The organism is Clostridium estertheticum, assembly GCF_026650985.1.
Lineage (GTDB): Bacteria > Bacillota > Clostridia > Clostridiales > Clostridiaceae > Clostridium_AD > Clostridium_AD estertheticum_C.
This window is the reverse complement of sequence record NZ_CP086239.1, coordinates 3,454,191-3,475,175: the sequence shown is the minus strand read 5'-3', so window position 1 is coordinate 3,475,175 and position 20,985 is coordinate 3,454,191. Positions and strand designations below refer to the sequence as shown.

At 32.3% G+C, this 20,985-nt stretch carries 16 protein-coding genes; 15 read left to right on the top strand and 1 reads right to left on the bottom strand.

Annotated elements, in window-relative coordinates; genetic code table 11:
• The first annotated feature begins 36 nt into the window (after window positions 1–36).
• Both LL038_RS16650 and LL038_RS16645 read left to right on the top strand, forming a co-directional pair.
• Window positions 37–1,773 carry an ABC transporter ATP-binding protein gene (locus LL038_RS16650; protein WP_216127057.1) on the top strand — a complete coding sequence of 579 codons (1,737 nt, stop codon included), beginning with the start codon at window positions 37–39 and terminating at the stop codon, window positions 1,771–1,773.
• The gene (locus LL038_RS16645) at window positions 1,763–3,643 is read left to right on the top strand and encodes an ABC transporter ATP-binding protein (RefSeq protein WP_216127055.1); all 1,881 of its coding nucleotides are present in this window, start codon (window positions 1,763–1,765) and stop codon (window positions 3,641–3,643) included. Before LL038_RS16650 ends, LL038_RS16645 begins: the two co-directional genes overlap by 11 nt.
• Window positions 3,644–3,734: 91 nt before the next feature.
• On the opposite strand, the gene LL038_RS16640 is transcribed toward LL038_RS16645, so the two are convergent.
• On the bottom strand, window positions 3,735–5,264 hold the full coding sequence (locus LL038_RS16640) for a PucR family transcriptional regulator (protein WP_253200360.1): 1,530 nt from the start codon (window positions 5,262–5,264) through the stop codon (window positions 3,735–3,737).
• A 196-nt stretch (window positions 5,265–5,460) separates the two neighbouring features.
• Here LL038_RS16640 and LL038_RS16635 point away from each other — a divergent pair, with 196 nt between their 5' ends.
• From LL038_RS16635 to LL038_RS16575, 13 genes are all read left to right on the top strand, one after another.
• Complete coding sequence (locus LL038_RS16635; protein WP_216127053.1) at window positions 5,461–6,417, top strand: flavodoxin family protein; 957 nt, start codon at window positions 5,461–5,463, stop codon at window positions 6,415–6,417.
• 311 nt (window positions 6,418–6,728) lie between these two features.
• Window positions 6,729–7,601: a BglG family transcription antiterminator LicT gene (gene licT / locus LL038_RS16630; protein WP_268055895.1), complete on the top strand. Its 873-nt coding sequence runs from the start codon at window positions 6,729–6,731 to the stop codon at window positions 7,599–7,601.
• Window positions 7,602–7,822: 221 nt separating this feature from the next.
• The gene (locus LL038_RS16625) at window positions 7,823–9,721 is read left to right on the top strand and encodes a sucrose-specific PTS transporter subunit IIBC (RefSeq protein ID WP_216127049.1); all 1,899 of its coding nucleotides are present in this window, start codon (window positions 7,823–7,825) and stop codon (window positions 9,719–9,721) included.
• A 71-nt stretch (window positions 9,722–9,792) separates the two neighbouring features.
• Complete coding sequence (locus LL038_RS16620; protein WP_216127047.1) at window positions 9,793–11,205, top strand: glycoside hydrolase family 32 protein; 1,413 nt, start codon at window positions 9,793–9,795, stop codon at window positions 11,203–11,205.
• Between the two features lie 100 nt (window positions 11,206–11,305).
• On the top strand, window positions 11,306–11,737 hold the full coding sequence (locus tag LL038_RS16615) for a MarR family winged helix-turn-helix transcriptional regulator (RefSeq protein WP_216127046.1): 432 nt from the start codon (window positions 11,306–11,308) through the stop codon (window positions 11,735–11,737).
• Window positions 11,738–11,801: 64 nt separating this feature from the next.
• Entirely contained in the window at window positions 11,802–12,428 is a 627-nt protein-coding gene (locus LL038_RS16610) for a 4Fe-4S binding protein (protein ID WP_216127044.1), read from the top strand.
• The gene (locus tag LL038_RS16605; RefSeq protein ID WP_216127042.1) at window positions 12,425–13,207 is read left to right on the top strand and encodes a protein-ADP-ribose hydrolase; all 783 of its coding nucleotides are present in this window, start codon (window positions 12,425–12,427) and stop codon (window positions 13,205–13,207) included. The genes LL038_RS16610 and LL038_RS16605 overlap by 4 nt, the downstream gene beginning before the upstream one ends.
• On the top strand, window positions 13,158–14,042 hold the full coding sequence (locus tag LL038_RS16600) for an SIR2 family NAD-dependent protein deacylase (protein ID WP_216127039.1): 885 nt from the start codon (window positions 13,158–13,160) through the stop codon (window positions 14,040–14,042). Before LL038_RS16605 ends, LL038_RS16600 begins: the two co-directional genes overlap by 50 nt.
• A 22-nt stretch (window positions 14,043–14,064) precedes the next feature.
• Window positions 14,065–14,934: an SDR family oxidoreductase gene (locus LL038_RS16595; protein WP_216127036.1), complete on the top strand. Its 870-nt coding sequence runs from the start codon at window positions 14,065–14,067 to the stop codon at window positions 14,932–14,934.
• Window positions 14,927–15,907, top strand: coding sequence for an ABC transporter ATP-binding protein (locus LL038_RS16590; protein WP_268055894.1), 981 nt, complete (start codon window positions 14,927–14,929; stop codon window positions 15,905–15,907). Before LL038_RS16595 ends, LL038_RS16590 begins: the two co-directional genes overlap by 8 nt.
• Window positions 15,904–17,418 (top strand): ABC transporter permease/substrate-binding protein, encoded by a 1,515-nt coding sequence (locus tag LL038_RS16585; RefSeq protein WP_268055892.1) that lies wholly within the window; start codon window positions 15,904–15,906, stop codon window positions 17,416–17,418. Before LL038_RS16590 ends, LL038_RS16585 begins: the two co-directional genes overlap by 4 nt.
• 318 nt (window positions 17,419–17,736) lie before the next feature.
• Complete coding sequence (locus tag LL038_RS16580) at window positions 17,737–19,644, top strand: acyl-CoA dehydrogenase family protein (RefSeq protein WP_216127624.1); 1,908 nt, start codon at window positions 17,737–17,739, stop codon at window positions 19,642–19,644.
• Window positions 19,645–19,700: 56 nt separating this feature from the next.
• Complete coding sequence (locus LL038_RS16575; RefSeq protein WP_216127621.1) at window positions 19,701–20,900, top strand: FprA family A-type flavoprotein; 1,200 nt, start codon at window positions 19,701–19,703, stop codon at window positions 20,898–20,900.
• Window positions 20,901–20,985: the final 85 nt, after the last annotated feature.

Here is a 20,985-nt window from a genome sequence, read left to right as displayed (position 1 = left end):
TAATGAGAAATATTAATGTATGGAGGTTACCAAATTATGATTAAACGACTTGCAAAATGCGTAGGTGAGTATAAAAAAGACACCATCCTTGCGCCCGTTTTTGTAACATTTGAGGTTATTATGGAGGTTATAATACCATTCCTAATGGCACAAATTATTGATAACGGAATCTCAAAAGGAAATTTAGGTTACATCAGTAAAATGGGTATTGTCCTAGTGCTGTGTACTATATTTTCACTTTTTTTCGGTATGCAATCAGGAAGATATGCAGCCAAAGCATCTGCGGGATATGCGAAAAATGTACGTCGAGAAATGTATTACAATATACAGAGTTTTTCATTCTCGGATATTGAAAAATTTTCAACTGCAAGCCTAGTAACTAGGTTAACTACAGATGTGACCAATGTTCAAAATTCTTACCAGATGATTATTCGTATTTTAGTACGAAGTCCGTTAATGCTTATTTTTTCTTTGATTATGGCATTTAACCTTAATGCAAAATTAGCTTTAGTATTTCTTGTAGCTATCCCATTTTTAGGATTTGGGCTTTACTTAATTATTATCAACGCCCATCCTATTTTTGAGAAAGTATTCCGTACTTACGACCATCTAAACAATGTTGTACAAGAAAACATAAGTGGTATTAGAGTTGTAAAATCTTATGTTCGTGAAGAACATGAAAAAAGCAAATTTGGAGAGGTATCCACAAAAATCTATAATGATTTTTCAAAAGCAGAAAAATTATTAGCTTTTAACAGTCCACTCATGCAGTTTACCATGTATACATGTATTCTCCTAATCTCTTGGTTTGGTGCAAAGATGATTGTAGGTTCAACTATGACCATAGGTCAATTAATGAGTTTACTGGCTTACGCAGCACAAATTTTAATGAGTTTGATGATGCTTTCAATGGTTTTTGTCATGATTACAATTTCTCGTGCTTCAGCAGAAAGAATTGTAGAGGTTTTAGATGAAAAAAGTGATTTGCATAATCCAGAGAAGCCGATTTATGAAGTGCCTAATGGCTGTGTGAAGTTTGAAAATGTAGATTTTAGCTACAATGATGACAAAAATAAACTTTGCCTTAAAAAAATTGATATTTCTATCAAGGCAGGTGAAACCATTGGTATCATTGGTGGAACTGGAAGTGCAAAAACTACCTTTGTTCAACTAATTCCTAGACTTTATGACGTATCAAGTGGAAATATTTTAGTCGGTGGGGTAGATGTGCGTAAATATGATATACAAGCTTTACGTGATGAAGTTGCCATGGTTCTACAAAAGAATGTACTTTTCTCAGGAACAATCAAAGAGAACCTTAGGTGGGGAAATAAAGAGGCTTCGGATGATGAACTCATAAGAGTGTGCAAGTTAGCACAAGCGGATGATTTTATTGCGAAATTTCCACAGAAATATGACACCTACATTGAACAGGGAGGTTCCAATGTTTCTGGAGGGCAAAAGCAAAGGATTTGTATTGCACGTGCACTCTTAAAGAAACCTAAAATATTAATTTTAGATGACTCTACTAGTGCCATAGACACGAAAACAGATTCTCTAATCCGCCGTGCATTCAAAGAGGAAATCCCTAGTACCACAAAGATTATTATAGCTCAGCGTATCTCCTCGGTGGAGGATGCAGATAAGATAATTATAATGGATGCTGGTAGAATAGATGCCATAGGAACTCATGGTGAACTTTTAAAAACCAATAAAATCTATCAAGAAGTCTATACTTCACAGATGAAAGGGGTAGAGACAAATGAAGAATAATAATAAGTCCAAACCTAAATCAAATGGAAAAACCATGAAAAGATTATTTTCATATGTTACAAGTACTTATAAAATACAATTTATAATTGTTGTCGTGTGTATACTATTTAGTGCTCTTGCAGGGGTGGGGGGGTCGCTTTTTCTTCAAATAGTGATTGATGATTACATTACTCCGCTACTTAAAGTTTCAAATCCTGTATTCTCTGGACTTCTAAAAGCTATACTTGTGATGGCTGGTATTTATTGTATTGGCGTTGTGGCGACATTTCTCTATAACAGATTAATGGTAACCATAGGCCAAGGGGTACAAAAGAAAATTAGAGATGAAATGTATTCTCATATGCAAACTCTGTCTATAAAATATTTTGATACTCATTCACATGGCGACATTATGAGTCGCTATACTAATGATATAGATACCTTAAGGCAGATGCTGTCTCAAAGTATTCCACAGATGTTTTCCTCTGCAATTACTATTGTAAGTGTATTTTTGGCCATGCTTTATGTCAGCTGGCATTTAACTGTGCTTGTAATTATAATGGTGGTAGTTATGTTATTTATTACTGGAAAAATTACTGGGAGGAGTTCTGAATTTTTTATTAAACAGCAAAGGTCTATAGGTAAAACAAATGGATTTATCGAGGAAATGATTAATGGACAAAATGTGGTTAAGGTGTTCTGCCATGAGGAAGATTCAAAAGATCAGTTCGACCTTCTAAACGAAGAACTTTGTGATAATGCTACAAAAGCAAATAATTATGCAAATATACTTATGCCTATTATGTCTAATTTAGGTAATCTTCTTTATGTCTTGGTTGCTATTGTTGGAGGAGTTTTAGCACTAAGTGGAATTGGTGGATTAACCCTAGGGGCTATTGCATCATTCTTACAGCTTAGTAAAACCTTCAGCATGCCTATTGGTCAAATTTCTCAACAACTCAACGCTGTTATTATGGCACTGGCGGGTGCACAACGTATTTTTGAATTGATGGATGAAGAATCCGAAGAGGATGAAGGTTATGTAACACTAGTAAATGCTAAATATGAGGGCGATGTTTTATGTGAAACTGAAAAGCGTACAGGAATATGGGCTTGGAAGCACCCTCATGAAGATGGTACTGTTACCTATACTAAATTAACAGGAGATGTACAATTTTTTGATGTGGATTTCGGTTATAATGAAGAAAAAACTGTATTGCATAATGTAAGCCTTGATGCACATTCTGGTGAAAAGTTAGCATTTGTTGGTGCAACTGGTGCTGGAAAAACCACCATAACTAATTTGATTAATCGTTTCTATGATATCCAAGATGGTAAAATTCGATATGATGATATAAATATTAATAAAATTAGAAAAAGTGATTTGCGTCGTTCCCTTGGAGTTGTGCTTCAAGATACAAATTTATTTACTGGAACTATTATGGAAAACATCAAATACGGCAAGCTTGATGCTACGGATGAAGAAATTTATGCAGCTGCAAGACTTGCAAATGCCGATGGATTTATTTCCATGATGCCAAAGGGTTATGATACTATTTTATCAGGAGATGGATCTGGCTTATCACAAGGTCAAAGACAATTATTGTCCATTGCAAGAGCTGCTGTTGCTAACCCTCCAGTTATGATTCTTGATGAAGCTACTTCTAGCATTGATACTCGTACAGAGGCGATTGTACAAAGAGGTATGGATTCACTTATGCAAGGTCGTACAGTATTTGTAATTGCTCATAGGCTTTCTACAGTGAAAAATGCTGATGAAATTATGGTACTTGAGGAAGGTCGAATCATTGAACTTGGTAATCACGAAAAGTTAATATCAGAGAGAGGAAAGTATTATCAGCTCTATACTGGCGCATTTGAACTTGAGTAAAATATTTACTATTAGACCACCGATTTAATAATAATCGGTGGTTTTATTCATGCCAAAAATAAGAACCGTATTGAAATATTCAATACAGTTCTTATTTTTGGTATCTTAGAATTTTTAATGATAATTCGAATTTAAACAAAATATCACTGTTGCTTAGTGAAATTTTCAATAATTCTTCTATCTTATGGTAACGGTAAAAAAATGTACTACAATGTATATTTAGTTTTTTTGAGGTCAATTTTGCATTCCTATTACTTTCTAAATAAACTATTAATGTTTGTAATAATACTGAATTATTGTTTTTATCGATCCCTATAAGCTTGTTAATCAATGGATGAATCAATGTGTGTAGTTCAATCTTTTCAATATTATTATCATTGCTTTGCAATATATGAAATAGATAATATTCTATATAGTCTTTGAAATAAAATAAGAAACCATCAATTTTTAAGTTCTCTGTTAATTTTAAAGCATAAGTAGCTTGTTTATAAAACTCCTTTGTTTTAAGTATGTTTTGAAATGTCAAACTAACCCCCGCTTTTAAATTATTGAGCTTTAAAAAATCTATAAACCTTGTTTTTGTGTTTTCAGAAAATACCTCATCATCTTCTTTACTTACCATGAGAATGATACTATCTTCATAATAAGCAGAAATACAATTCCCAAATATATTTTTAGTAGTAACAATTAACTGCTTTAATCCAAAATTATGACGGTAATCTTGATATGTTTGGCGAAAAGGTATAACAATCAGTAATATATTTTTATTTAATTTAAAATCTATATTTTTTAGTCGTTCTTCTATATAGTTTAGATTATTAATTGAATTTTTTAATAAATCCATTAAATAATATTCTTCTTCGAGTCCTGAACTATTTATAAACAAGTTATCTTTTTGCATTTGTATAGAAAGAGTTTGTGCCAAAGTGTTGGTTAGTTCTAAATCTTCTTCAAGAAATTCTCGATTTTCTTGTAAAATACATATGTACGCTACAGTAATATTATTAATACGAATACCACAAAAGATAAGACTTTTATCAGAAGCGTGAAAAAAAGATGTACTTGAACTATAAATATTATCTATACATTTATTTTTTTTCATAAGATTAACAGTATCAATTAACAGATAAGTTTGATCATTGTAAGTTTCTATACTAGATGTAATAGAATTAGCGAAAGTGGAACGACCAAGAATACGATAACTAGTATCTAAAATAAAAATAGGGTTATTTAAATAGCTTTCACATATATTTAAAGTTTTATTAATATCATTACAAGCAGATAAGCTATTATAGATATTCAACTTTTTAGCAAATAGTTTATATTCTGTAAACATAAATTCACAAATTAATCTATAAATTTCTTCTATACTATTTTTAGTCTCAATCTGTAAAATATGAATGTCTTCACTTGCTTTATTTACGATAAATAAAATATTGTCTTTATTAATTAATAAAGATTTATGGTTTTTTGTTGTCAAATACAAAGCATTTGGAGAAAATTCCATATTATCTTGCAAAAAGAATACTTCATCAATAATAGTATCCGGATTATGTGTTCCCCAAATTTTAATGTTTGGTTTATTTTCAAGAAAATTTAATAATGCTTTAAGTTTAGCCAAAAAATTACCTCCTCTTGTAGATTAGAAAAATTTCTAAAATCATACTATTAAAGTATGGCAGTTTCATAATTATTTCTGATGAATGGTGTATTAATTTATGTTAATATTATAAATGTTCACTCGTTAGTGTAACAAAAAAAACACGTATTAACAATAATATAGTAATATATATGATTTATAAAGAGGAGATTTTATTATGACTTTTAAAGTAATGGGCGTTACAGCTGGTAGAAAAGATTCGAATTCTGAAATTTTATTAAAAGAAGCACTTTTAGCTTGTGAAAAACAAGGGGCAGAAATCACAATGATTAATCTAAGGGATTATAACATTATGGATTGTACAGGATGTACAGCATGTACACATGGTATGACTACTGGTAAAAATGTTGGGTGCAGCTTAGATAAAAAAGATGATAAAAAGGCAATTATGGAAGTTATGTTAAATCAAGATGCTGTTATTTTCTCAGCGCCTACATATGATTTAATGCCAACTGCAACATTTTTAAAATTTATGCATAGAAGCTTAAGTTATGCATCTTCATTTTTAGAATCAATAGGTGCAATTGAACATAAAGATAGAGTTGGCGCTTTAATTGCTGTGGGAGGATCTACTCGTTCATGGCAATCTATGGCGTTAGAAGCTATGCAGGCAACTTGCTTTACAAATGATTTTCTAATTATTGATATGTATTTGGCTACTCGTGTGCCAGCTCCAAAACAATGTTTATTACATGATGATATGATTAAACGTGCCGAAGAAATTGGTAACAATGTTATGAAATCATTAAATACCACAGTAGAAAAAAGACAATGGTTAGGTGATGAAAACATGGGCTGGTGCCCAAATTGTCACTCTAATGCATTGATTTTAGGGGAAGTTCAATGGGACGGATTACATTTCCCTATTGAATGTCAAGTTTGTGGTGCTGGTGGAGACTTAGAAAAAACAGAAACTGGCAAATGGAAATTTGTTATTGCTAAAGATGGATTATGTCGTGACCGTACTACTATTGAAGGTCAGGAACATCATTTAAAAGAAATTGCTCATACACAAGGCGGGTTTTATACAGATGAGAACTTAGCAACTGTTAAAGAAAAGTTTGGTAAATATAAAGATTTAAAATTTCCTACAATAGAAATTGATAAAGTATAATTTTATCAAGTAATGGTTAATAGAGGAATATTAAAGTGTTTATTTTTTTATTATAGCATATAAAAATGTATTGACATACAATAATGAAAATGTTATCATAAATATAGATTAAATAATAGGATTGTTACTGATTAGCAGGCAAAACCTAATTTGAGATGAGTGCAAACTTTGTCTTATTTTAGGTTTTTTTTATTGCAATTAAAGATAGTTGCCTTGTGATCATAAAAAAATACTGTAAATTTAATTGTAGATTAGTGTAAAATTTCAGCTTTATATTTGAATGCAAATCTAATAATTATAGTGGCATTGGGGTGAATACTATTATTATAAAAAGGATATTAAATAATAATGTAGTTACGGCTATAGATGAAAAATCTAAGCGTGAAAAGGTAATTATGGGTAGAGGAATTGCTTTCCAAAAGAAAAATGGAGATATGGTTGATGTTTTGAAAATTGAAAAAGTCTTTATTTTGGAAAATAAAATTGAGAATGAGAAATTTTTAAAATTGATTAATGAAATCCCGATGGAGCATATAAAATTATCAGAGACAATTATAAGTTATGGGAAAGAAAAATTAAATACACAATTTGATGATCATATTTATATTGCATTAACAGATCATATTGATTTTGCTATTAAAAGATACAAAGAAGGTATTAGTTTAAAAAATCAGCTACTTTGGGAAATACAAAGGATACATAAAAAAGAATACGAAGTTGGTTTATGGGCACTGGATTGTATTGAAGATGAAATAGGCATTAAAATGGATTTAGATGAAGCAGGTTATATTGCTCTGCATTTAGTAGATGCTGCTCTTAACCAAAGTATGGATAATACAATAAACATTATTTCAATCGTTCAAGAAATATTAAACATAATAAAATATTTTTTCAACATAGAATTTGATGAAAACGATATTTCTTATGATAGGCTTGTTACGCACTTGAAGTATTTTTCACAAAGGGTAATTTCGAATAATAGGTTGCCAGAAGATAGTAACGAATTTTTGAAGATGGTAGAAATAAATTATTATAAACCATATACTTGTGCATTAAAGATAAAAATATTTATTGAGAAAAACTATTGTTACACAATAAATGATGGAGAAATAGTTTATTTGAGTCTTCATATTCAGCGAGTTATTTCTAGTATAAGGTATAAGATATCTTCTGAAAAATTATAAACTTATACATTTATTAACATATACAAAGAAATGTACTAATACTAAAAAGTTAATATCAGGATTGTTACTGGTTATGCAGGCAAAACCTAAGTTGAAGATTATACACTAGTTGTATTAATTCAATTTAGGTTTTTTTTATTTAAATTAGCCACAGCTACTTAATGGACACAAAATAATACAATAATTACTTTTGTGCAGATAAAAATATTAGGAGGGTAAAAATGGATTACAACAAAATAGCTAAAGAAATTTTAATGTATTTAGGTGGAGAAAACAATGTAGCAAGTGCTGCACATTGTGCTACAAGATTAAGATTGGTTCTAAATGATGACAAAAATGCAAATATCAAAAAAATTGAGAAAATGGAAGCTGTTAAAGGTGTATTTAATAGTGGGGGTCAATTACAAATTATTATTGGACAAGGAACAGTAAATAAAGTATATAATGCTTTTATTGAAGGAACTAAAATAGGAGAGTCGAGTTTAAGCGATAATAAAAAAGCTGCAATGAAAAATATGAATCCTTTTGAGAGATTTGCAAGAATGTTATCAAGTATTTTTCTTCCAATAATACCAGCAATAGTTGCTAGTGGGCTTTTAATGGGGATTTTAGGAATGCTTCAAAATTTCCATTTGATTGATTCTAAAAGTGGAATGTATATATTATTAAATATGTTTTCAAGTGCCGCTTTTGTGTTTTTGCCTGTTTTAATTGCATTTAGTGCGGCTAAACAATTTGGAACTAATCCTTTTCTAGCGGCAACATTAGCAGGCATAATGATACATCCTGATCTTCAGAATGCTTGGACATTAGGAACTGGAATTAAAAATTCAATGGATTTTTATGGACTTCATGTAAGTATGGTTGGTTATCAAGGACAAGTGCTTCCAATATTAATTGCTGTTTGGGTTATGGGATATATAGAAAGAAGCTTAAGAAAAATAGTTCCAGATATATTAGATATTTTACTAACACCATTCTTAACAATATTGATTACAGGGTTTTTCACATTTTTTATAATAGGACCAGTAGGGAGATTTCTAGGAGATGGACTATCATTTGGTTTAGTAACGATATACAATACAGCAGGTGTTTTTGCAGGTATATTATTTGGAGGATTTTATTCATTTATAGTTATTACCGGGATACATCAAAGTTTCCAAGCTGTTGAGGCAGGGTTACTTGCTAACCCGAGTATTCATAGGGATTTTCTATTACCAATTTGGTCAATGGCGAATGTTGCACAAGGTGGAGCTGCTTTTGCAGTATATTTTATTACGAAAAATGCCAAAATGAAGTCAATAGCTGGCCCAGCATCATTGTCAGCGGTGCTAGGCATAACTGAACCAGCAATTTTCGGAGTAAATTTGAGATACAGGAGGCCATTTATTGCGGCAGCTATAGGTGGTGCTATAGGTGGTGGTTATGTAGTATTTACTAAAGTAGTAATGACTGGCATGGGTGTAAGTGGAATACCAGGTACAACGATTGTACCGCCATCATCTATTTTGAATTATATAATAGGTATGGTTATAGCTTTTGCAACAGCTTTTGTAGTTACTTCTGTCCTTGGAATAAAAGAAAAAGAAGAAGAAGAAGATAAAGATAATAATGATAAAAATAATGAAGATGTTTTACTTTGTAATGAAGAAAAAGCAAATACTGTTTCAAATTTAGTATCGCCTGTAAATGGAAATGTTATATTACTTAAAGATGTTCCTGACAAAACTTTTTCTGATGAATTATTGGGAAAAGGAATAGGAGTAGATCCAGAAGATGGAATAGTAGTTTCACCAGTAGACGGAACTGTAGTATGTTTGTTTGAAACAAAGCATGCAATAGCAATTAAAACTAGTGATGGAATGGAAATACTAATTCATATAGGAATTGATACAGTCAAAATGAATGGGGAGGGTTTTAAGTCATTTATTAATTCTGGAGATGTGATTAAGAAGGGACAAAAACTAATGGAATTTGATTTGGATTTAGTGAAAGAAAAAGCTAAATCACCTATTGTATTACTTGTAATTACAAATTCTGATTCTATGAAGTTTGTTAATCAGTTAAAATCTGGTAAGATTAAACAAGGGGAAGAATTAATGCGAGTTGGAATTAACTAAAAAAGAGAGGAAATCATTCTCTCTTTCAAGTTTTAGAATAAAAAAATAAAATTTGAAATGGTTGTGATATTATGAATGGAAATAATGATTACTATAGATTAAAATATCATTTAATGCCAAGTGTAGGTTTTTTGAATGATCCTAATGGATTTATTCAGTTTAATGGTGAATATCATCTATTTTATCAGTTTAATCCTTTGTATCCTAAAGATAAAATGGTTTATTGGGCTCATGTGAAAAGTTCAGATTTAATTCATTGGAGTATGTTATCACCTGCACTTTGTCCAAGTGAGTGGTATGAAACTCATGGATGTTATTCTGGCTCGGCTGTAAATAATAATGGTAAATTAACTTTGATTTATACAGGAAATGTAAAAAATGAACTAGGGAAAAGAGAAACCTATCAGTGTATTGCACAAAGCATTGATTGCGAACACTTTGTTAAATATAAAAACAATCCTGTTATAAGTAATGTGCCTACTGGTTATACAACGCATTTCAGAGATCCTAAAGTTTGGAAATATGATGGGCTATGGTATATGGCAATTGGAACCCAAACAGAAAAAGAAGAAGGAGTAGTACTTTTATATAGTTCACAGGACTTACTAGCTTGGAATAAAATTGGAGAAGTTGCTGGTGCAAATACAAATGGATTGAATTATTTAGGTTATATGTGGGAATGTCCAAATTTATTTAACTTAGATGGAAAAGATATATTACTTTTTTGTCCTCAGGGGGTAGAGCCTAAGGGTGATTTATATAATAATAGATACCAATGTGGATATTTGTTAGGTAAATTAGATTATAAAACGGGAAAATTAGCCTATGGTGATTTTATTGAGTTAGATAGAGGTTTTGAATTTTATGCTCCTCAAGTTTCGCGAGATGAAAAAGGACGGTTACTCTTGGTTGGTTGGATGGGTATTCCAGAGGAAGAAGATAGCCCTACGGTAAAGAATAATTGGCTTCACTGTCTAACAATTGTTAGACAACTTCATCTTGAAAATAATAAAATATATCAAAATCCAGTAGAAGAAATAAAATTACTTAGAACTAATGAAACTAGGTATGATAATGTATTAATAAATAATGAACAGATTAAATTGGATAATATTTATGGAGACTGTTTTGAGCTGATTTGTGATTTTTCATGGGAAAATGTGTTGGAGTTTGGGATTAAACTTAGATGTGATGACAAGGAAAATGAGAAAACATTGTTATATTATAATACAGAAGAGGAAAGAATAATATTGGACAGATGTAAAAGTGGATTAAGTAAAATGGGTGTGAGAAAGTGCAAAATAGAGAAGTGTAAAAAATTAAGCATCCGCTTGTTCATGGATAGGTCATCTGTTGAAATATTCATAAATAAAGGTGAAGAAACTTTTTCTTCTAGAATTTATCCTAAGGAAGAGAGTAAAAACATTTTCTTTTATGCAGAAGGAGGAATAGTAAACGTTAATATAAAACACTGGAATATTTAACATTTATTGTGTATATTGCAAACTGAAAACGAAATAACGGCAGTAAAAAAATGGAACGTTCCCGTTGACAATACTTTGATATCAAAGTATAATATAAAATATGAAAACAAATAAAGTAGATGACACAGTTTACCTAATAGGTAGGATACGAGAAAAAGCAAATATATTTATTCTAAAGGAATTAGAGCAAATAGGATTTAAGGATATAGCACCATCTCATGGAGATATTTTAGCAACTTTATTTAAGCATGGTGAATGTACTATGACTGATATTGCAAATAGTATTCATAGGGATAGATCCACTGTGACAGCACTAGTAAACAAGCTAATTAAATTAGGATATATTTTATCAAAGAAAGATGTTAATGATAGCAGATCAACAATCATATTTTTAACTGATAAAGGAAAGGAGTTAGAGCCTGGTTTTAAAAAGATTTCACAGAACCTTTATGATATTGAATATAAAGGTATAGGTGAAGAACAAAAGGAAGTTTTTGAAAAGATATTAGAGAAAATTTATAATAACTTTTAAGTTATTATAAATTTTTTAAGGATTTACTTTGATATCAAAGTAAATCCTTAAAGGAGGAGATAAAATGGTTACAAAAGATTACCTGGAGATGCTACAAAAAGAAATACATTCATCTGTTTTTGCAACTCTAGATGAAAATGGACTTCCTCAGGTTCGCATTATAGATATTATGTTAGTAGATGATAATAGCTTATACTTTATTACTGCAAAAGGAAAAGAATTTTATCGCCAACTTCAAATCCAGAAATTTGTTGCAATCTCTGGCATGACAGGAGGAAATGGTAATTCTCTAACTAAAAAATCCATATCCATTAGAGGAAAAGTAAGAAATGTTGGACAGAACTTGTTAGATAAGGTTTTTACCGAAAATTCGTACATGAAAGAAATTTATCCTACGGATGCAAGGGCTGCTCTAGAAGTATTTCAGGTTTATGAAGGACAAGGTGAGTATTTTGATCTTTCTTCAAAGCCAATTTTCCGTGATGCCTTTACTTTAGGAAATATAAAACTAGCTAAAACTGCTTATGTTATTTCAGAAAAATGTTCAGGATGTGGCAATTGTTTAAAGGTCTGTCCTCAACAGTGCATAGATAAGGGCAAGCCGTATTCTATAAGGCAACAAAACTGCTTATACTGTGGTCTTTGTTTTAAAGGTTGTCCCGTAGAAGCAATTAGGTTAGAAAAAATATGACAAAAATAGAAAGATTGAATTTCTTAATAAAAGAACTTAAAAACGAAGAAAATGAATATTATGGACTTGAAATTCCAACTGTATATAATGAGAAAAGAAAACTTCTTCGTGCTCTTATGAATGTTAGACCACCAAATCCTATAAGTGAGAAATTTCTAAAGATACAGGATGAATTCTTATCTTCAGAAGCAAGTGAAAAAGGTATAGTTAACCTTATGGATATTATGACTGTTCCAACAAACAATAAAATCTCTATATGGCAAGGAGACATAACAACTCTTGAAGTTGATGTTATAGTTAATGCTGCAAATTCACATATGCTTGGTTGCTTTCAGCCTTGTCATAAATGCATTGATAATGCTATTCATTCTGCGGCAGGAATACAATTGCGCGAGGAATGTAATGAGCTAATGCAAAAGAAAAAAGGATTGGAACCTACAGGATCAGCTATGATTACAAAGGCCTACAATTTACCATGCAAGTATGTTATACACACTGTTGGACCTATTATTCAAAATAAACCATCTAAAAGCCAAGAGCAGCAGCTTAAAGAATGTTATTTTTCTTGTTTGAAGCTTGCTGTTCAAAATAATGTCAAATCTATTGCTTTCTGTTGTATTTCCACGGGTGTTTTTAATTTTCCTCAGAAAAGGGCAGCTGAAATTGCGATTGAAACAGTATTAGTTTTTTTAAGTACTAACAATAATAATTTAGAAAGGATAATTTATAATGTTTATACAAAACAAGATTTCACCATCTATAAAAACATATTGGGATAAGATTTGTGATGTTAAAAAATTAATACAAGAGTCTGATAGAATTATAATAGGTGCTGGCGCTGGCTTATCGGCTTCAGGGGGCATTTCGTATACAGATAAAGAGTTGTTTAAAAAGTGGTTTCATATGTATTGTGGAAAAGGATATCAAACTATTATTGATATGCAGTCAATGTTTTGGGATGTAAATGATGAGAATGTAACTTCATATTGGGCATATTGGGCAAGGCATATAAGTAAGATATTTTATGAGGCCCCAGCTTTGAAACCATATAACGATTTATTTGAAATCGTTAAAGATAAGGACTATTTCATTTGTTCCACTAATGTAGATGGTCAATTTGAAAAGGCTGGATTTCCAAGTGACAAAATATATGGACCACAGGGTTCTTATTCTCTTTTTCAATGTTCAAAGCCATGTACAGATGAGGTATATGATAACAAGAAAATGGTAGATAATATGCTTGCAAACATGAATGATGACGATGTACACATTCGAGAGGAAGATATTCCAAGGTGTCCTCGTTGTGGCCGTTTGCTTGTTCCGAATCTTCGCAAGGATGATACATTTGTTCAGAAACCACACATGATTAACACTAATGTTTTTCAGAAATACATTAATGAATCTAAGGGCAAAAAACTTGTGCTCTTAGAACTTGGCGTTGGATATAATACACCTGTAATTATAAGATATCCTTTTGAAAATATAACTGAGCAATATGAATATGCAAGACTTATCCGTATTAACATGAGCTACTGGGAAGTGCCAAGTAAGATAGCTCAAAAATCTATTGAAATTAATAACGACATTTCTAAGGTTTTGCAAGATATTTTATAAAAAAAAAATTGGAGGTTATATTATGATTTACAATATTACAGCTGCTACTGGGCAATTAGGAAGTAAAATTGTTGAAGCAGCATTAAAGGTTATAAAACCAGAAGAATTAATATTAACTGTTCGGAGTCCCAAAAGGGCAAGTCAATATATGTCTCAAGGGGTTAGCGTGAAAAAGGCAGATTATAACGCTGAAATTGAGTTAATAGAAGCTTTTAAAAATACTGACGTACTAATTTATATACCAAGTATTGTTGTTCCAAATTTACCAAGGGTAACTGAATTTGAAAACGCAGTTGTAGCAGCAGAGAAAGCTAAAGTTAAACATTTCATTTATGTAGGTTTTTGTGCTGATCATGAAAATAATCCATTTAAAATGAGTCCTGCTTTTGGGTATGCGCATCGTAGACTGGCATCTAGTGACCTTGAATATACTTATATTCGTAATGCGATGTATGCTGATCCTCTTCCACCATATATGCCTGAATTAATTAAGAGAGAAAAGTTGATTTATCCAGCAGAGGAAGGGAAAATATCATTTATTTCTAGAAGTGATATAGCAAAAGCGGTAATAAAAATTGCTACTGATAAGAAACTTCAGGGAAACAAGTACACATTAACAGGAAATAGAAATTATTCCATGGTAGAACTAGCAAGCCTTTTAAGTGAAATTAGTGGAAAAACTATAAAATATAATCCGATGACCGTAGAAGAGTTTGCGGTAACATACGATCAGCCAAAGGGATTTGGAACAACACTTGCATCATTATATGTTGCTGCGGCCTATAATTTACTTGGAGAGGTAACTAATGATTACAAAACAATTACAGGAGAAGAAACAGAAGATTTATACAACTTTATAAAAAGAGAATATAGGAGTAAACTAAATGATTAAATTTGATAAGGTATCAAAGATTTATCCCGGTGGTAATATTGCAGTTAATTCTTTAAGTCTTGAAATTAAAAAAGGAGAATTCTTTGTAATTATAGGACCAAGTGGATGTGGAAAAACTACAACACTTAAAATGATAAATCGTTTGATAAATTTAAGTGATGGTACAATTTATATAAATGAAAAGAAGATAAGTGAATATAATATCCATGAATTACGATGGGGCATAGGATATGTGCTTCAACAAATTGGACTCTTTCCTCACATGACAATTGAAGAAAATATAGCTATTGTACCAGAACTTAAAAAGTGGGATAAACGTAAGATTAAGGATAGAATCACAACACTTTTGGAAAGCGTTGGTCTTAAGCCAGATAAATATCGTCATAGAAAGCCAAGTGAACTTTCAGGTGGAGAGCAGCAAAGAATAGGAGTAATTCGGGCACTAGCAGCTGATCCAGCTATTCTTTTGATGGATGAACCTTTTAGTGCACTAGACCCAATTAGTCGTAAAAAATTACAACAAGATATTGTTAACCTACAAAAGAAGATTAAAAAAACTATTGTTTTTGTAACTCATGATATGCAAGAAGCATTAGCTCTTGGTGATAGAATTTGTGTAATGAAAGATGGGGAAATTGTTCAGTGTGATACACCAACAAATATTTTGAAAAGCCCCAAAAATGATTTTGTTAAGAACTTTTTTAAGTCGGGTAATGGTTATAACACTTCTATATTTAGTAAGCCTTATCAAGTAAGGGATATGTTAGATGCTGGATTTTGTGAATCTTACAAATCAGGCGATGGTAATCTAAGCATTAGCGATACTGAATCTATAGAGAACTTACTTAAGCGATTGGAAAATGAGAAAGACGTTCCAGTAAATCATTTGGGAGAAATTATTGGAACTATAAATCATGAGCACTTAATTAAATTTATCTCGCAAAAACTTGAAAAAGGTGGTGAAATCTCATGAATACACTAATTTCAACACTAATGCAGCGTAGGCAGCAATTAGGTACGGCACTTCTTGAACATATGCAGATTTCGTTTATAGCTATACTTATCGCTGTAATTATTGCAGTCCCACTTGGTATATATATAACAAGACATAAGCGGCTCGCAGGACCGTTATTACAGATAGCGTCTATTTTTCAGACAATACCTTCTCTTGCTATTCTTGGAATACTTATTCCACTTGTAGGAATTGGACAGGTACCAGCTGTTATTGCCCTAGTTATATATGCTATTTTACCTATACTTAGAAATACATATACCGGAATAAAAGAGATTGATCCTATATTAATTGAGGCAGCTGAAGGTATGGGTATGAATAGACGTAAGCAACTTTTTAAGGTTCAATTACCACTTGCAATGCCTGTTATTATGGCGGGAGTAAGGACATCGATGGTACTCGTTATTGGTACGGCAACACTTGCAGCTTTAATTGGCGCTGGTGGACTTGGAGAGCTGATTCTTCTTGGAATTGATCGTAATGACAATAACTTGATCCTAGTTGGAGCAATTGCAGCGGCACTTCTAGCAATTATTTTTGATGCTTTACTCAGTTTTCTAGAAAAAGTTTCTTTGAAAAGATCAATGATAGCTATAGCTTTAGGAAGTATTATTATTGCATCTGTTGTTATTACTCCATATTTTTTTGCACAAAAAAAAGAAATTACTATTGCAGGTAAACTTGGTTCAGAGCCTGAAATATTAATTAATATGTATAAGCTAATGATTGAAGATGAAACTAACCTTACTGTAAAGTTAAAACCTGGAATGGGTAAAACTAGCTTCCTTTTTAATGCCTTAAAATCAGGAGATATTGATATATATCCAGAATTTACAGGTACAGCACTTGAAACATTTGTAAAAGAGAAAGCAAAAAGCCATATTCCAAATCAGGTATACGCGCAAGCACGTATTGGCATGGATAAAAATTTTAGTATGGAACTTCTAGAACCTATGAAGTACAACAATACTTATGCTATTGCAGTACCAGATAGCTTTGCAAAAGAATATAAACTTAATAATATATCAGATTTAAAAAATGTAGAGGATAAAATTAAAGCAGGATTTACACTTGAGTTTACTGATCGCGAAGACGGTTATAAAGGTATTCAAAAGATTTATGGAGTGAATTTTGATAATATAAAGACTATGGAACCTAAATTACGTTATACTGCCATAAAAGCTGGTGATATTAACTTGGTGGATGCTTATTCTACAGATAGTGAACTTTCACAATATAATATGAAAGTATTAAAAGATGATAAACAATTTTTCCCGCCATATCAAGGTGCACCACTTATGCTTAAGAAAACACTTAAGAATTATCCGGAGCTTAGTAAGCCATTGAATAAATTAGCTGGCAAGATTACAGATGCTGAAATGAGTAATATGAATTATAGGGTTAATGTAAAAGGTGAATCAGCCTTAGAAGTTTCAAAAGAGTACCTTAAAAAAGAAGGGTTACTCAAATAATGTTTATATTGGGGCTTAGGCCCTTTTGTCGTGTGTTTTATGTGTCATAACACTTCGGGTTTGAGTAAATTTTTGCTTATGGGGTGAGCTCAACTTGATAATTTAGAGGATAGGGTAGCTTGAACAAAGTGCAAGGCCTATAGCATTAGAACAATCAACATGTTTTTATGGAGAAGCATGACGAAAAAAAGGTTGGAATTAAGGTTGCAATGTGTATTTCTTAGGTATACAATGAAAGTATACAATTTAGGTACACTTTAAGAAGACGTTTACGAATTTATATTTATTAAACAGATTAATTAAAGGGAGGTATTATATATGCTTTTTAAGACTAAGCAGCAACATGAAAATTTGAGGATTAAAATTAGAGAGTTTGCCCAGGAGGAAGTTAAACCTATTGCATTTATGTTAGATCAGGAAAACAAATTTCCGGATGAGGCTATTAATAAGTTAGCGGATATGGGGATGATGGGAATACCATATCCCAAAGAGTACGGTGGAGCAGGTCTTGACATAATAAGCTACGCAATTGCCGTTGAGGAATTATCAAGAGTTGATGGTGGGACAGGTGTAATTTTATCAGCTCATACATCACTAGGAACATACCCAATTTCTGCGTATGGAACAGAAGAGCAAAAACAAAAGTACTTGATTCCACTAGCAAAGGGAGAAAAACTTGGCGCATTCGGTCTTACCGAGGAAAATGCTGGTAGTGATGCTGGTGGTACTGAAACCACTGCAGTACTCGATGGTGATAATTACATTTTGAATGGTGAAAAAATCTTCATCACAAATGCTGGTAAGGCTGATATTTATATTGTATTTGCAATTACTACGCCGGATATAGGTATTCGAGGTATAAGTGCATTTATTGTGGAGAAGGATACAGAAGGTTTTACCTTCGGTAAGCATTACGATAAGATGGGTATTCGTTCATCTGTAACTGCGGAGCTAATATTTAATGACGTGAAGGTTCCGAGAGAAAATCTATTAGGCGCTGAAGGTAGTGGTTTTAAAATTGCTATGGCAACTTTGGATGGTGGTCGTATTGGTGTTGCAGCTCAGGCCCTAGGCATTGCACAAGGTGCTTATGAGAATGCACTTGAGTATTCAAAGGAAAGAGTTCAATTTGGAAAACCTATATGTCAGCAACAAATTATATCTTTTAAGTTGGCGGATATGGCAACAAAACTTCGCGCAGCTAGATTACTTATTTACAGTGCAGCAGAGCTTAAAGAAAATCATGAGAACTACAGTATGGAAGCTGCTATGGCGAAACAATACGCTTCCGACGTTTGCCTTGAAATTGTGAATGATGCACTTCAAATATTTGGTGGAAGCGGTTATTTAAAAGGTATGGAAGTTGAAAGGTCTTACAGGGATGCTAAGATTTGTACAATATATGAAGGAACTAATGAGATTCAACGTGTCGTTATCGCTGCTCACATCATAGGTAAGATGCCAAAAAATGAGAACCCAGGTAAAGCTACTAAGCGTGGACCTGCTACAGGTTATCGTAAAAAAATAATTTTTAGCGATGGAACTGCAGGTGAAAAAGTAAATGCACTTGTGGAAGCTCTTAAGGCAGATAAATATGATTTTACAGTTGGAATTCCAATGGACACTCCTATTACTAAGGCTGAAAGGGTAGTCAGTGTAGGTCTAGGTATTGGTGAAAAGAAAAATATGAAGCTTATAGAAGACTTGGCAGTTCAAGCCGGTGCAGCTATAGGATCTTCCCGTCCAGTAGCTGAAACCCTTAAATATTTACCACTAAATCGTTATGTGGGTATGTCTGGTCAAAAATTTAAAGGAAATCTTTATATTGCTTGCGGTATTTCAGGTGCAGGTCAGCATTTGAAAGGTATAAAGGATGCTAGTACAATTGTTGCTATAAATATTGATTCTAAAGCTAAAATTTTTAAAAATTCAGATTATGGTATTGTTGGAGATATAATGGAAATATTACCACTTCTAACTGCTGCTTTAGATAATGGAGAAGCAAAGAAAGATGCTCCACCAATGGTGAAGATGAAGTCAGCAGCTCCGAGGGAAGTTATTCCAACTTGGAAACATTATGTATGTAATGGATGCGGTTATGAATACGATCCTGGCGTAGGGGATGATGAAGGCGAAGTAGCTCCGGGTACTCTCTTTGAAAATATACCAAACGAATGGACTTGCCCTGCTTGCGGTGAAGAAAAAGATATGTTTATAGAGGTTTAATTTTTATAATAATTAAATATAATAATATGTTTTTAGTGTAAAGGAGGATTATATATATGTATTGTGTTAGAAATATAACTGAGGATCTTTATTGGGTTGGTGGAAGCGACCGTCGTCTTGCCCTTTTTGAAAATATTCATCCTATTCCAAGGGGTGTTTCCTATAATTCTTATCTACTAATAGACAAGAAGACAGTACTTTTTGATACAGTTGACTGGTCAATTTGCCGTCAGTTCATTGAAAATATTCAATCAGTTTTAAAAGGCAAATCTTTAGATTATTTGGTAATTAACCATATGGAGCCGGATCATGCAGCGTGCATTGAAGAGATTATTCTTCGTTATCCGAATGTAAAGATTGTATGTAACCATAAAGCTTTCTTGTTCATGCATCAGTTCGGTTTCCATATCGACGAAAACGTAATAGAAGTTAAAGAGGGCGATACAATGTCTTTTGGAAAACATGTAGTTACATTTGTGGCTGCTCCAATGGTACATTGGCCAGAAGCTATGGTGACATTTGATACTACAAATGGTGTATTATTTTCAGCAGATGCTTTTGGTTCTTTCGGCTCCTTAGATGGCCAGTTGTTTAATGACGAAGTTAACTTTGACCGTGATTGGATTGACGATGCCAGAAGGTATTATACAAACATTGTAGGCAAGTATGGCCCTCATGTTGAGGACCTTTTAAGGAAGGCTGGAACTATCGACATCAAGATTATCTGTCCACTACATGGACCGGTATGGCGCAATGATTTGGGATACTTTTTAGGTAAGTACGACAAGTGGAGCAGGTATGAACCTGAGGAAAAAGGTGTAATGATTGTTTATGGAACAATGTACGGCAATACTGAGGCTGCTGCGAGTGACCTAGCAACAAGGCTCGTGGAAAAGGGAATGACAAATGTTGTTATGTACGACGTTTCTAAAACTCATGTCTCATATTTGATTTCTGAGACATTCAAATATAGTAATGTGGTTCTTGCATCTGTAACATACAACCTTAAGATATATCCACCAATGCTTGCTTATATAATGGATATGAAAGCATTAAATGTTCAAAAACGTAATTTTACTCTTATAGAAAATGGTTCATGGGCTCCTCAATCTGGTAAGCTTATGCGTGAACTTTTGGGTGAGATGAAAGAAATAACTATTTTAGACAATGAAATCTCATTAAACTCCAGTATGAAAGAAGACGATGTGGATTCAATGGATGCAATTGCTGAAAGTATCATCGAGTCAATGAAGTAATTTCAGGAAAATATAAATTTGGGACCTGCTCATGGATAAAATTTGTGAGTAGGTCCATTTTTATGGTAATATTAAACATTTATTA